11 protein-coding genes are annotated in these 13,680 nt (G+C 70.4%); 6 read left to right on the top strand and 5 right to left on the bottom strand.

Annotated features, from left to right (window positions below; genetic code table 11):
- Positions 1-55 precede the first annotated feature (55 nt).
- Complete coding sequence (locus tag IE200_RS14830) at positions 56-1,561, top strand: WS/DGAT domain-containing protein (protein ID WP_191280259.1); 1,506 nt, start codon at positions 56-58, stop codon at positions 1,559-1,561.
- Positions 1,562-1,585: 24 nt separating this feature from the next.
- Here IE200_RS14830 and IE200_RS14835 read toward each other — a convergent pair whose 3' ends face one another.
- Complete coding sequence (locus tag IE200_RS14835; RefSeq protein WP_191280260.1) at positions 1,586-3,229, bottom strand: ABC-F family ATP-binding cassette domain-containing protein; 1,644 nt, start codon at positions 3,227-3,229, stop codon at positions 1,586-1,588.
- Positions 3,230-3,553: 324 nt separating this feature from the next.
- On the opposite strand from IE200_RS14835, the gene IE200_RS14840 reads away from it, so the two are divergent.
- Positions 3,554-5,647, top strand: coding sequence for an elongation factor G-like protein EF-G2 (locus IE200_RS14840; protein WP_191280261.1), 2,094 nt, complete (start codon positions 3,554-3,556; stop codon positions 5,645-5,647).
- 6 nt (positions 5,648-5,653) lie between these two features.
- Here the strand turns inward: IE200_RS14840 and IE200_RS14845 are convergent, their stop codons facing one another.
- Together IE200_RS14845 and IE200_RS14850 are read right to left on the bottom strand one after the other, a co-directional pair.
- Positions 5,654-6,250, bottom strand: a complete 597-nt coding sequence (locus tag IE200_RS14845) for a malonic semialdehyde reductase (RefSeq protein ID WP_191280284.1) — start codon at positions 6,248-6,250, stop codon at positions 5,654-5,656.
- A gap of 236 nt (positions 6,251-6,486) precedes the next feature.
- Positions 6,487-6,915 (bottom strand): hypothetical protein, encoded by a 429-nt coding sequence (locus IE200_RS14850; RefSeq protein ID WP_191280262.1) that lies wholly within the window; start codon positions 6,913-6,915, stop codon positions 6,487-6,489.
- 12 nt (positions 6,916-6,927) lie between these two features.
- Between IE200_RS14850 and IE200_RS14855 the strand changes: the two genes are divergently transcribed.
- The gene (locus IE200_RS14855) at positions 6,928-8,061 is read left to right on the top strand and encodes an FAD-binding oxidoreductase (protein ID WP_229856579.1); all 1,134 of its coding nucleotides are present in this window, start codon (positions 6,928-6,930) and stop codon (positions 8,059-8,061) included.
- The gene (locus tag IE200_RS14860; protein WP_191280263.1) at positions 8,058-8,978 is read left to right on the top strand and encodes a diacylglycerol/lipid kinase family protein; all 921 of its coding nucleotides are present in this window, start codon (positions 8,058-8,060) and stop codon (positions 8,976-8,978) included. The genes IE200_RS14855 and IE200_RS14860 overlap by 4 nt, the downstream gene beginning before the upstream one ends.
- Positions 8,979-8,985: 7 nt before the next feature.
- On the opposite strand, the gene IE200_RS21215 is transcribed toward IE200_RS14860, so the two are convergent.
- On the bottom strand, positions 8,986-9,177 hold the full coding sequence (locus IE200_RS21215) for a kinase/pyrophosphorylase (protein WP_407941008.1): 192 nt from the start codon (positions 9,175-9,177) through the stop codon (positions 8,986-8,988).
- Between the two features lie 265 nt (positions 9,178-9,442).
- On the opposite strand from IE200_RS21215, the gene IE200_RS14865 reads away from it, so the two are divergent.
- Both IE200_RS14865 and IE200_RS14870 read left to right on the top strand, forming a co-directional pair.
- A complete protein-coding gene (locus tag IE200_RS14865; RefSeq protein ID WP_191280264.1) occupies positions 9,443-10,306 on the top strand; it encodes an alpha/beta fold hydrolase in 864 nt (287 codons plus the stop codon).
- Positions 10,307-11,393: 1,087 nt separating this feature from the next.
- Entirely contained in the window at positions 11,394-12,641 is a 1,248-nt protein-coding gene (locus tag IE200_RS14870) for an IS256 family transposase (protein ID WP_191280265.1), read from the top strand.
- Positions 12,642-13,008: 367 nt separating this feature from the next.
- On the opposite strand, the gene IE200_RS14875 is transcribed toward IE200_RS14870, so the two are convergent.
- The gene (locus tag IE200_RS14875) at positions 13,009-13,665 is read right to left on the bottom strand and encodes a flavin reductase family protein (RefSeq protein WP_191280266.1); all 657 of its coding nucleotides are present in this window, start codon (positions 13,663-13,665) and stop codon (positions 13,009-13,011) included.
- Between the last annotated feature and the right edge of the window lie 15 nt (positions 13,666-13,680).

Consider the following 13,680-nt stretch of genomic DNA (forward strand, 5'->3'; position numbering starts at 1 on the left):
GGCCCGTGACCTTCGCCCCTGTCGATCCGGCACGGGTGCGATCACGCTGGACCTCGTGGAGGTCAGTGGGCAGGTGACGGACGGGCGACGACGGCTGGGCGTGCAGGACGCCTTGTGGCTGGAGATGGACAAGCCGGGCAACCTGATGGTGGTGGACAGCCTCTTCTGGACGCGTGAGCCGATCGACTGGGAGGCCTGGACCGCGGTCGCGACCGAACGCCTGTGGGACAGGTTCCCGGTCTTCCGCAGCGTGGTGGTCCGGGGCGAGGACGGCGGCTGGTGGTGGGAGGAGCGATCCGACGTCCGGTTCGAGGACCGGCAGGAGCGGGTCGTGCTTGCGGAGCCGGGCGGTGACGCGGAGCTGCAGGAGCTGATCGCCTCGCGGCGCACGGTGCCCCTGGATCGCGACGAGCCCCTGTGGCGCGCGGTGCTCGTCGACAACTACCGCGGTGGCAGCGCCGTGCTGTTCCGGGCCCACCACGCGATCGCCGACGGCATCCGGATGGTGCAGCTCACCCTCAGCGTCTTCGACCCCGGCCCGGAGGAGGCAGCGCCCAGACCTGCGGCTTCGGTGCCGGTGGCATCCGGGGCGAACAGCCCGGTCGACGCCGCCGCCCCCGGCGGGGTGGCGACGCTGGCCGCCGGTGCCGTACGCACGTCGGCGAGGCTCGCCCGCAGCGCCGTGACGAACCCCGTCGGAGCAGCGCACAGCACGGTCACCGTCACCCAGTCGGTGCTCGGATCGGCGGCATCGAGGGCACGCTCCGCCCTGGGGCGGCGCCCGGACCTCCCGCCCGTCCTGGCCGGTGTGCCGGGCGACCTCGACACCGTCCGCAAGCTCACCCTCGGCACCCGCAACGACACGGCTCGCTGGACCGGCTCCGTCGGGCAGCTCAAGGCGATCGCGTGGTCCCCGCCGATCGCGCTCGACGACGTCAAGGCCGTCGCCCGGGCCCACGCCGCGACCGTCAACGACGTCCTGGTCACCTGCGTGGCGCAGTCGCTGCACGACTACCTGCGGCGGCACCGGACGGTGTGCCACAGCGTGACGTGGGACGTCCCGGTCAACCTCGTCCCGTTCGACCCCGGGCTGCCGGTCGAGCTGGGCAACAGCTTCGCCCTCGTGCAGCTCGAGCTGCCCACCCACCTCGACGACCCGCTGCGCACGCTCGGGGTCGTGCGCCGGCGGATGGGGCGGATCAAGGCGGGCCACGAGGCCGCCGTGGACTACGGAGTCCAGGCGCTCATCTCGCGGATGAGCACCCGGGTCTACCGCTTCACCGTCGACCTGCTCGCCAACCGCGCCATCGGCGTCCTCACCGACGTCCCCGGCCCGCAGGTCCCGCTCTACGTCGCCGGGCGCCGCATCGAGGGGATGATGGGCTGGGCCCCCACGACCGCCGACCAGGTGATGAGCTTCACGATCTACAGCTATGACGGCAAGGTCTTCGTCGGGATCGCCGCCGACGCCGCGCTGGTCCCGGACCACGAGCAGGTGGTGGACGGCTTCGTCGACGCCTTCGGCCGGCTCGAGAGCCTCACCGCGGGCCGGTCCGGCTAGGCCGGGGTGCTGCGGGTCGGGGCGTCAGACGTGCCGGACCACGACCCGTCCGCCGTCGACCTCCCACCGCTGGTCGAGCCGTACGTTCTCCAGCAGCCGCCGGTCGTGCGAGACGAGCAGCAGAGCGCCGTCGTACGACGCCAGGGCCTGCTCGAGCTGCTCGATGGCGGGCAGGTCGAGGTGGTTCGTCGGCTCGTCGAGGACCAGCAGGTTCACCCCGCGGGCCTGCAGCAGTGCCATGGCGGCGCGGGTCCGCTCGCCGGGGGAGAGGCGGCCGACCTCGCTGGCCACCTGGTCGGCCTTCAGCCCGAACTTGGCCAGGAGCGTGCGGGCCTCGGACTGCGTCAGCTGCGGGACGACCGCCTCGAACGCGTCGCCGAGCGACAGGGCGTCGTCGAGGATCGTCCGGGTCTGGTCGATGACACCGACCGCGACGGAGGCGCCGAGCGACGCGGAGCCCGCGTCGGGGGAGGCGTCGCCGAGCAGGAGCCGCAGCAGGGTGGTCTTGCCGGCGCCGTTGGGCCCGGTGATGCCGATCCGGTCACCTGCCTCGACCTGCGCGGAGACCGGCCCGAGCTCGAAGTCGCCCAGCCGGACGCGCGCCTCGTTGAGGGTGGCGACCACGGTGCTCGAGCGGGGCGCGGCTGCGATGTCGAACTGGAGCACCCACTCCTTGCGCGGCTCCTCGACCTCCTCCAGCCGCGCGATCCGCGACTCCATCTGGCGCACCTTCTGGGCCTGCTTCTCCGACGACTCGGTCGCGGCCTTGCGCCGGATCTTGTCGTTGTCGGGGTTCTTCCTCATCGCGTTGCGCACACCCTGCGAGCTCCACTCGCGCTGGGTGCGCGCGCGGGCGTCGAGGTCGGCGCGCGTGGAGGCGTACTGCTCGTACGCCTCGCGTGCGTGCCGGCGGGCGACGGCGCGCTCCTGGAGGAAGGCGTCGTAGCCGCCGTCGTGGACGGTGACCTGGTGCTGGGCGAGGTCGAGCTCGACGATGCGGGTGACGCACCGCGCCAGGAACTCGCGGTCGTGGGAGACGAGGACGACCCCGCCCCGCAGGCCCTGGACGAAGGCCTCGAGCCGGGCGAGGCCGTCGAGGTCGAGGTCGTTGGTGGGCTCGTCGAGCAGGACGACGTCGAAGCGGCTCAGGAGCAGCGCGGCCAGCGCCACTCGGGCGGCCTGCCCGCCGGACAGCGACGTCATCATCGCGTCCGGTCCGACGTCGAGGCCGAGGTCGTCCAGCACCGGGGCGATGCGGTCCTCGAGGTCGGGCGCCCCGCTGGCCATCCAGCGGTCGAAGGCCACGGCGTACGCGTCGTCGACACCTGCCTCGCCCGAGCCCAGGCTGGCCGCCGCCGACTCCATGGCAGCGGTCGCCGCGGCGGCGCCGGTGCGCCGGGCGACGTACGCCGCGACGGTCTCGCCGGGCACCCGCTCGTGCTCCTGGGGGAGCAGCCCCACGAAGGCGTCCCGGGGCGCGCACGACACCGAGCCGGCCATCGGGTCCGACACCCCGGCCAGCAGCGACAGCAGGGTCGACTTGCCCGCGCCGTTGGCACCGACCACGCCGACCACGTCGCCCGGGGCGACGGTGAGGTCCAGGCCCTCGAACAGGACCCGGTGACCGTGTCCGCCGGACAGGTCCTTCGCGACGAGCGTGGCAGACACGTCGGGCAGCCTATCGGCCGGCCGATTTGTGTCGGCGCCGCCCGACGCGCATAGTGGTCCGTTCGCCATTCCGTCGGGCCAGAGATGCCCGGCGCTTCTTTTTTGAATCCGTGTTGGATCGATCCAACCACCCCGCCGTCCCTCGTTCGCGAGCGACGAGCGCCCCCTGCACGCGTCTGCTCACGCAGCCGGACGCCGGCAGCCCTGCGGCATGCCTTCCTGACCTGACGGCCCCCGCTGGGTCCACCCCTTGCCTCCCGGGCGCAACCGGGCGACAGTGAACCCACTCTCATGACGACCCGACAGTGAGCAGGAGCCGCCACGGTGAGCAGGGAACCCGGTGGAAATGGCAGTCAGGCCGGCCCTCCGGTGGCCACCCGGCCGGAGGGGATCCGCAACGTCGTGGTCGTGGGTGCGGCCGGCGCGGGCAAGACCACCCTCGTCGAGCGCCTGCTCGTCGAGGCGGGGGTGCTGAACCGGGCCGGCAGCACCGACGACGGCACCACGGTGTGCGACTTCGAGGAGGTCGAGCACCGCCAGCGGCGCTCGGTCTCACTGGCGCTCGCCCCGCTGGTGCACGACGGCGTGAAGGTCAACCTGCTCGACGCCCCCGGCTACGTCGACTTCGTGGGCGAGGTACGAGCGGGCCTGCGCGCAGCGGACTGCGCGTTGTTCGTCATCGCCGCCAACGAGGGTGTCGACGAGCCGACGCGCGTGCTCTGGCGCGAGTGCGCCGCCGTGGCCATGCCGCGGGTGGTCGTCGTCACCAAGCTCGACCACGCTCGCGCCGACGTGGACGTCGTCGTGGCCCAGGCGCGGAGCGCGTTCGGCGAGCGGGTCCTGCCCGTCTACCTGCACGAGGACGGAGGCCTCGTCGGCCTGATCACCGGGGACCACGGGCACGACGCGCAGCGCGCGGCGCTCGTCGAGGGGATCATCGAGGAGTCCGAGGACGAGACGCTGATGGAGCGCTACGTCGCCGGCGAGGAGATCGACACCGCGCTGCTCCTGCGCGACCTCGAGCTCGCGGTCGCCCGGGGGACGATGCACCCCGTCGTCCCGGTCGACTCGACGACCGGTGTCGGAGCCGCCGAGCTGCTCGACCTCATGGTGTCGGCCTTCCCCTCGCCCCTCGGGCACCCGGTGCCCACGGTCTTCACCCCAGCAGGCGGACCGGGGCCGGAGATCGCGTGCGACGCGTCGGGCCCGCTGGTCGCGGAGGTCGTCAAGACGACCACCGACCCCTACCTGGGACGCGTCAGCCTGGTCCGGGTGTTCTCGGGGACGCTGCTGCCGGACGCCACGGTGCACGTGTCCGGGCACCGCTCGGCGTGGGCGGCCGTCGCCGACCCGACCACGAGCCACCCCGACCACGACGAGGATGAGCGGATCGGCGCCCTCTCCGTCCCGCTCGGGAGGGCCCAGCGCCCTGTCGAGGCCGTGGTCGCCGGTGACGTGTGCGCGGTCGGTCGGTTGAGCCGGGCCGAGACGACCGACACGTTGTCCTCCGTCGAGCTTCCGGTCGTCCTGGAGCCCTGGCGCGTGCCCGACCCCCAGCTGCCGGTGGCGATCGAGGTCCGCACCAAGAGCGACGAGGACCGGCTCGGCGCCGGGCTCCAGCGCCTCGCCGCCGAGGACCCGACCCTGCGCGTCGAGCACAACGAGGAGACCCACCAGGTCGTGCTGTGGACGATGGGCGAGGCCCACGCAGACGTGCTGCTCGACAGGCTCGCCCACCGCTACGGCGTGGCGGTGGACGAGGTCGAGGTCCGGGTGCCCCTGCGCGAGACCTTCGTCGGGGCCGCGACCGGTCACGGCCGGCACGTGAAGCAGAGCGGTGGGCACGGGCAGTACGCCGTGTGCAGCATCGAGGTCGAGCCATTGCCCCGGGGCGGCGGCTTCGAGTTCGTGGACCGCGTCGTCGGGGGTGCGGTGCCTCGCCAGTTCATCCCGTCGGTGGAGAAGGGCGTCCGCCTCCAGATGCAGCACGGACTCGGGGCCGGCTGGCCGGTGGTCGACCTGCGGGTGACCCTGACCGACGGCAAGGCCCACAGCGTCGACTCCTCCGACATGGCCTTCCAGACCGCCGGGGGACTGGCGCTGCGTGACGCGGCGACGCAGGGCGCGACGAGCCTGCTCGAGCCGATCGACGAGGTGGAGGTGCTCGTCGCCGACGACCTCGTCGGCACGATCATGGGCGACCTGTCGGCCCGGCGGGGCAAGGTCCAGGGCAGCGAGCCAGGAGCCGAGCCGGGCACGGTCGTGATCAGGGCGCAGGTGCCGCAGCTCGAGCTGCGCCGCTACGCCGTCGACCTGCGCTCCCTCTCGCACGGCTCGGCCTCGTTCACCCGCGCGTTCGCCTGCTACGACCGGGTCCCGGACCACATCGCCGCCAGGCTGGCGACCGCCTCCGGCTAGGAGGGCTCAGGCCTCGCGCACCACTTCGTCGTGCTCGAGGCGCGGGAGCCGGTCGTACCAGGCGTTCTCGCCGGGACGGCCGAGGTTGACCACGAGCAGCGACTTCAGGGACGTGCCGGCGAAGAACTCCGCGTCGAGCGCCTCCGCGTCGAAGCCGCCCATGGGGCCGGCGGCGAGCCCGACGGCTCGCACCCCCAGCAGGAAGTAGCCGATCTGCAGGGTCGCGTTGAACCGTGCGGCCTCCTCCCGTCCCACCGGGTCGGCGAAGACTTCCCTCGCGCCGGGGAAGTGCGGGAACGTGCGCGGCAGGTGGTCGTGGAAGTCGGTGTCCGCTGCGAGGATCGCGACGAGCGGTGCGTTCGCCGTCTTGTCGCGGTTGCCGTCGGCCATGACCTTGAGCAGGCGCTCGCGGGCGTCGTCCTCGCGGACCAGCACGATGCGCAGCGGCTGGGTGTTCATCGCAGTCGGCGCGTACTTCACGAGGTCGTAGATCGCGGCGACCTGCTCGTCGGTCACCGGCTCGTCCGTGAAGGCGTTGGGGGTCCGGGCGTCACGGAAGAGCAGGGCCTGGGCCTCGGGGGACAGGGCGAGGGAGTCGGTCATGTCGGTCACAACAACGATTGAGCGTTCAATCAATCCGTGGTCGAGCGTGACGCCGCTCACCTGGATGTCGTGGTTCTTCCCGCGAGCAGATGACCAGGTCGGCCCGCCGGATGCACGACGTCCCCGGACACCATCAGTGTCCGGGGACGACAGCACGCCAGCGCTGAGCGTTGCTCAGATGTCGTAGTTCTGACTACATCACCCCGCTGACCTGCGGAAACGCTGCTCACGAGGGCTTATGGGGTGCACTCGGTACGCAGAGCCCGGATCAGCCGATGACCGAGCGCACGGCCGGAGCGAAGCCAGGCTGTGGCCGTTGCGGGTGGGTGGCCGTCAGCGATGCTCCAGGACTTGCCGTTGACCCACGGGTCGGAGGCGCACATGTCGTGCCCGCCGAACGACTTGATGGAGCTCTTGTAGGGTGAACCCGGCTGCAGCGGCCCGGTTGGCGATGGTGCTGTCCAGCAGGTCCGTGGCGGCGTTGATGTCCGCGGCCTCCAGCTGGTGATGCCGTTGGCAACGGGGCAGGAGATCGAGCTGCCGAAGGCGCGGGGGTCGCCGAGGACGACTACCTGCGCGTTGGGAGCCTTCGCCTTGATCGCGGCGTAGGCGGCGTCAAGCTTGGCCGGCAGCTCGTTGGTCGTCTTCGACTCGAACTGGTCCACCCCATCCGCTGCGTGGGGCTGGTCAGCCTCGACCTGGTGCGGCTCGACCACCTGCTCTCGGTCGACACGGTGTCGATGACTGCAGTTCTGCAGGCCGGCGTGCGCGGACCGGACGCCGAGGCCGCCCTCGGCGAGCACGGCCTGACGCTCGGCCACTATCCGCAGTCTTTCGAGTTCGCCTCCATCGGCGGCTTCGCGGTGACCCGCTCCAGTGGCCAGTCCTCGGCGGGCTTCGGCCGCTTCGACGACATGGTCGTCGGGCTCCGGATGGCCACCCCTATCGGCGAGCTCATTCTCGGCTCCTCGCCGGCCAACGCCGCCGGCCCGGACCTGCGCGAGGTCGTGATGAGCTCGGAGGGCACGCTCGGCGTCGTCACCGAGGTCACCGTACGGGTGCGACCCGTCGCGGACGAGAAGGTCTACGAGGCGTGGTCTTTCCCGACCTTCGCTGAAGGCGCCGAGGCCGTGCGGCGGCTCTCTCAGGACCGAACGCTCCCGACCGTCCTGCGGCTCTCCGACGAGGCGGAGACCATGGTCAACCTCGCCAGCCAGAGCGACATCGGCGGCGAGGGCGTGACCGGATGCCTGATGATCGTCGGCCATGAAGGTGCCGCCGTGGCTGCCCTCCGGGCCGAGGTCGCCGTAGTCCTCGAGGCGTTCGGTGGCACCAGACTGGGAGAGGAGCGCGGCCAGTCCTGGGCTGAGGGACGCTTCCACGCGCCCTATCTGCGCGACTCCATGCTCGACGCGGGCGTGCTCGTCGAGACCCTCGAGACCGCTACCTTCTGGTCGAATCGCGAGCGGCTCTACACTGCGGTGAAGCGGGCGCTGGAGACCTCGCTCGGCGAGGGCGTCCTGGTGCTCTGCCACATCTCGCACGTCTATGAAACCGGCTGCTCGCTCTACTTCACGGTGGCGGCGCGCCAGGCCGACGACCCATTGGAGCAATGGCTAGCCGCTAAGGCCGCCGCCTCCGACGCGATGATCGCGGCCGGTGCCACTATCACCCACCACCACGCGGTCGGCACCGACCACAAGCCCTGGCTGGAGCGGGAGATCGGACCGGTCGGCGTGGCGATGCTGCGTGGGCTCAAGGCCGCCGTCGACCCCGCTGGGGTGTTGAACCCGGGGGTGCTGATCCCGTGACCACCCAGGGCGGTCGGGCTTACTCGTTCCTGATCAACCCGCTTTCGGGCGGTGGGGCGGCCCCAGCGGCCGTCGTACCCGTCGCCCGGATCCTGCGCGACGCGGGTGCCAAGGTCGACGTCACGTACTCGCCGGGACCCCACGCGATCCTCGACATCGTCGACACTGCGGTGGCCCGCGGCGAGGTGGTCGTCTCCGTCGGCGGCGACGGGATGCTCTCCTCGATCGCTGGCCAGGTTTCCGCCCTCGGCGGCACTCTCGGCATCGTCCCCGCCGGCCGCGGTAACGACTTTGCCCGGATGCTCGGCCTGCCCTCCCACGCCGGGGACGTTGCGAGGATCCTGCTCGAAGGCACTCCGCGCCCGATCGACCTGCTCTCGGTCCGGCTCGGCGACGCGGCCCGGCGCGTCGTGGCCGGCTCGGTCTACACCGGCGTCGACGCCGTCGCCGGCGAGATCGTCGACAAGGTCCGCTGGCTGCCGCGCAAGCTCCAGTACCCCTACGCCGCAGTGCACTCGCTGGCGACCTACCGACCGGCCCGGGTGAGCGTCGTGATCGACGGGGAGAACCACGAGTTCCAGGCCGCCACCGTCGTCGTCGCCAACTCCGGGTATTACGGGTCCGGCATGAAGATCGCGCCCACCGCCGAGGTCGACGACGGCCTGCTTGATGTCGTCGTCATCGAGGCGGCCAGCCGACGCGGCCTGCTCCAGTCGCTGCCCAAGGTGTACGACGGCGCGCACGTCGACCGCCCGGAGGTCCACGTGATGCGCGGCCGGACGGTTCAGGTGAGCGGCACCCCGGCGGTGCCCATGGGCGGCGACGGGGAGCCACTTGGCCACCTGCCCGGTTCAGCGGGCGACGCGGCACGCATCGACGTCCTTCCCGGGGCCCTGAACCTCCTGCTGCCGCGCTGAGGACGGATCAAGCGTGATACGCCGTCCGGGTCTTCTGGGCCGTGGAGACGAACGAGGTCATGGTCCGGTCGAAGGGCACGCCGGAGAACTGGATCAGCAGCGCGTGGCCCATGGTCTGTGTGCTGGTGCCGGTCCTGTCCGAGAGGAAAGAACGCCGGCACCACGTCGGTGACTGATCGGTGGTGCGTGTCGTTGGCAGTCGTCACGCTGCCGGCTTCGGCGCGGACGGGCGAGCGTGCAGATTTCGGAGTCCGTGCACGCCGGGACCGCTCCAGCTCGACGACGGCACAACAGCCCCGACCCGCTCGTCGAAGGTTGCCGCTATATCGGGAAGCGACTGGTGGCGACGTACTCGCGCTCCGGCCGCGGTGTCCTGCCGGCGGCATCCAAGACGGCGGCGATCCGAGCAAGCATGTCGTCTCGGATTCGCTCGGTTGCGCCTCTCGCGCAGCTAGGTTGAGGACATGACGTACAACACTGGCAGTTTCCGCTCCGCGATCGACGGAATCGAGTTGGCGACGTACTCGTGGGACGCCGTCCCCGCTGCGGACTCGCCCCGTGGCGTCGTCCAGGTCGCCCACGGACTGGCTGAGCACTCCGCGCGCTACGACCGCCTCGCGACCGCGCTGAATCAGGCGGGCTTCCTCGTCCGCGCCACCGACCACCGCGGGCACGGCGGCTCGATCCACGCGGCCCCAGGCGACTTCGGCGATGCGGGCTTCGACGGAGTCATCGCCGACGTCGCGTCGTACGGCGCCTCGCTCGCAGGGGAGGGCCTCCCGGTGTTCATAGTGGCGCATTCGATGGGGTCCTTCGCCGCGCAGGTGGTGCTCCTTGAGCACTCGGACCAGTACGCCGGCGTGGTGCTGTCCGGCTCGACGGCCTTGGACGCGCTCGCGGCCGCCATGGCCGACGCCCCGAAGGACGGCCCAGCCGGGCTCGAAGCCTTCAACGCCGCGTTCGAGCACCGCACGGGCTACGAGTGGCTCTCGCGCGATGAGGCCGAGGTCGACAAGTACGTCGCCGACCCGCTGTGCGGCTTCGACCTGCCCGAGTGGACAGTGCCGTCGCTGTTTGCCCCCGCAGGACAGCTCGTGGTTCCCGAAGGCGTGCGGCCGGACCTGCCCCTCCTGATCGCCTCCGGCACGGACGACCCGCTTGCTGGAGGAGGACAGCTCGTCGAGTTGCTCGGTCAGCGCTACCGCGACGCTGGGCTGACCGACGTCACGGTGAGGACCTACCCCGGCGCTCGGCACGAGATCTTCAACGAGCTCAATCGCGACGATGTGACCGCCGACGTCGTGGCATGGCTGGTCGCCCACGCCTGAGCCCGCCCGGCCCCCGGCAGACGCCTCACACCGCTCCGGATGCAAAGATCGCGCCGCCGCGCTTGTCCTGCTCAACCGCCGCGGCCATAAGTTAGCGGAACGCGTTGCCGCCGACGCGACACGCACCGGCGACATCGTCTGGAGGTCCGCCGGTCCTTCGGCACCATCAGTGCTCGCCCTACTGCGCGACCTCGAAACCGTCGGTTTCGCAGATGCTCCGCGAGTGGTCGGCGATGGCTACGCCCCTGACGGGCAGATGGCAGTCAATTCCGTGCCCGGCGAGAGTCCCCATCCGCGGGTATGGGAGGACCACCGGGTCGGTGACGTGAGTGTGTTGTTCGACGGTATCTCGTACGAATCACGCCGCCCGCCCGCGGATCCCGTGCAGAGGCGCGCGGAAGTCAGTCGCTTCCGGCGGGCTCCGGCGGCGGCATTTGAAGATTGAGCACGAAGGCCCGAACCTAAGGGGTAGGGGCCTTCGTGCTCGGACCATCGAGTTGGGCATTATTGGCCTAACTGCTACAGGTCGTAGTACTGGTGCCCTTGTAGCGCTGACCTGCGAAAACGCGCCTACACGAGCGCGGTGGGGTGCATCTGGTACGCACAGGATCGAGAACAAATTGCTCACGTCACATCGTGCGGGCACGTGACGTTGAGTGCTTCTGGCAAGTGAAGAGGGGCAGGCGTGCCGTCTTGGGCCGCGCGCGGTCAGTGGAGCGCGGATCGTCCTGCATTGACCTGACCGACGCGACCGTGTGCATCTCGTCGGCACCCTCGTAAGCGAGCACCGAATTCATGTGGTCGTGTCGCGGATCACGGGGTACGCCAAGAAGATTCGCTCGCGCCCCGGGCGGTCCGTGACGTCCGGCAGATGTCGATCCGCCCACACGCTGAGCGTCTGAGGCTCCCCTCCCGCCGAAGCAACCGGCCGTCGCCGTAGCACGCCACGGGCTGCAGGCGGAGTTGAGTCCCCGATAGTGGTGTAGCGCGGTCGCCGAGGTCGTCACCGGCGTGGAGCCGGACGCAGGCGCGGCCACCGCGTGATCCTTCGAGTCAACCTTCTACCGAATCCTCGAGGACCATCACGATGACCGCTCCCCACATTGTCGACCCTGCACGTCTGTTGGGCGAAGCACTCGCCGAAGCCAGCCCCGATCTGATGCGCGAGCTGCTGCAGACGATGATCAATGCCCTGCTCTGCGCGGACGCCGACGCGGTGGTCGGCGCCGAGTACGGCCGTCCCACACCTGGTCGAGTCAGCCAGCGCAACGGCTACCGCCACCGCGACCTCGACACCCGAGTCGGGACCATCGACGTCGCGATCCCCAAGCTCCGCAAGGGCACCTACTTCCCCGAGTGGCTCCTCGAGCGTCGCAAGCGCGCCGAGGCCGCGCTGATCACCGTCGTGGCCGACTGCTACCTCGCCGGCGTGTCCACCCGACGGATGGACAAGCTGGTCAAGACCCTCGGCATCGACTCGTTGTCGAAGTCGCAGGTCTCGCGGATGGCCGCCGACCTCGACGAGCACGTCGAACAGTTCCGCCACCGGCCCCTGGACGCCGCCGGACCGTTCACCTTCGTGGCCGCCGACGCACTCACGATGAAGCTGCGCGAGGGCGGACGCGTGATCAACGCCGTCGTGCTCCTCGCGACCGGCGTCAACGGCGACGGGCACCGCGAGGTCCTCGGCATGCGCGTGGCCACCAGTGAGACCGGTCCGGTGTGGAACGAGTTCTTCGCCGACCTCGTCGCCCGCGGCCTGAGCGGAGTCCGACTCGTGACCAGCGACGCGCATGCCGGTCTGGTCGAGGCGATCGCGGCGAACCTGCCCGGAGCGTCCTGGCAGCGCTGCCGCACCCACTACGCCGCCAACCTCATGTCGGTGACACCGAAGGCGATGTGGCCGGCGGTCAAGGCGATGCTGCACTCGGTCTACGACCAGCCCGACCGGCCGGCCGTGCACGCCCAGTTCGACCGGCTCCTGGACTACGTCGACGACAAGCTGCCCGAGGTCCACGACCACCTCGACGGCGCCCGCGCCGACATCCTCGCCTTCACCAGCTTCCCCAAGGACGTGTGGACCCAGATCTGGTCCAACAACCCCACCGAACGCCTCAACCGCGAGATCCGGCGCCGCACCGACTCCGTCGGGATCTTCCCCACCCGCAGCGCGATCGTGCGGCTAGTCGGTGCCGTCCTGGCCGAGCAGACCGACGAATGGGCCGAAGGCCGCCGCTACCTCGGACTCGAAGTCCTCAACCGCTGCCGCGTCAACATCGTCGCCACCACCGAACCCGAGATCGGAGCTGATGACCTGCCCGCCCTCACCGCCTGAAAACATCACGAAGGAGAACGCAGCGCTACACCACTACCCGGGACTTGACCGCAGGCGGGCATACCTGCAGCCATCGATACTGGAAGTGATCTTTTCAGAAGGTCATACGGTGGCCGTGATTCCTCGGTCGACGACGAGCGCCCCGCATGTCATGTAGGACGAGGCCGGATACGCAAGAGGCAAGAGCGCCGCGTCCAGCACGTCCTGTTCGCCGAAGCGGTTAAGGACGCTCGAGTGGCAACCATCCTGCGCATTCCGCGCCATGGGCCTGTGCTTTGCCAAGCGCTGGAAGACCCGGGCGCCAGTCGGGGGATTGCTGACGCCCGGGTCGACGGGGGACGCTCCGAGCGTCGGGGGGAAATGCTGGTCAGGTGGGCTGTCCGGCGAGGCCGTAGGCCTCTGCAGGGTCGGCGTTGGGAACCTGCATCTCGAAGGTGTCGGTCACGACGGTGTAGTCGAAGTAGCCCATCCGGGCGATCGGCTTGATGCGGGGGATGTCGAGCCTGCCGTCGGGTGTCAGCACGTTGTCATCGATGTGGATCCGTTCGACCTTGGCGAAGACGATGTCGATGGTGCCGACGTTGGAGTCACCGGTCATGCGGTGGGTGGAGAGGTAGCGGCACTCGAAGTGCACCGGGCTCTCGGCCACGAGAGGGATCGGCGCGAGCTCGGCGTATCCCTTGGTGACCCCGCAGCGGTCGAACTCGCTTTCGTGTGGGGGCAGTGCCATGGCGCTGATGTTGACTGCTTCGCGCAGGTCCCAGGTGGCCATGTTCCAGACGAACCAGCCGGTCTGTTCGGCGTTGAGGACGGTGTCCTTGCGTCGGCCGTCGGGGTACTGGTTGGCGGAGAACATCACCATCGGGGGGTCGAAGGTGAGGTTCTGCCACTGGCTGTACGGGGCGAGGTTCTCCACGCCGTCGGGGGAGACGCTGGAGAGCCAGCCGATGGGGCGCGGGACGGTGCAGCTCTTGAACGGCGAGTAGGGCAGGGGGCTCTTCTCGGTGGCGGGGTCGTACTTCATGGTCGAGGTCCTTGC

This window comes from Nocardioides flavus (ex Wang et al. 2016), assembly GCF_014653115.1.
In the GTDB taxonomy this organism is placed as follows: Bacteria; Actinomycetota; Actinomycetes; order Propionibacteriales; family Nocardioidaceae; genus Nocardioides; species Nocardioides flavus.

What these genes read in the sequence shown, in the direction of transcription:
- IE200_RS14845 (WP_191280284.1), bottom strand. Translation starts at nt 6,250, where the DNA reads ATGACCGACTCCCTCGCCCTGTCCCCCGAGGCCCAGGCCCTGCTCTTC.
- IE200_RS14865 (WP_191280264.1), top strand. Translation starts at nt 9,443, where the DNA reads ATGACGTACAACACTGGCAGTTTCCGCTCCGCGATCGACGGAATCGAG.
- IE200_RS14870 (WP_191280265.1), top strand. Translation starts at nt 11,394, where the DNA reads ATGACCGCTCCCCACATTGTCGACCCTGCACGTCTGTTGGGCGAAGCA.
- IE200_RS14875 (WP_191280266.1), bottom strand. Translation starts at nt 13,665, where the DNA reads ATGAAGTACGACCCCGCCACCGAGAAGAGCCCCCTGCCCTACTCGCCG.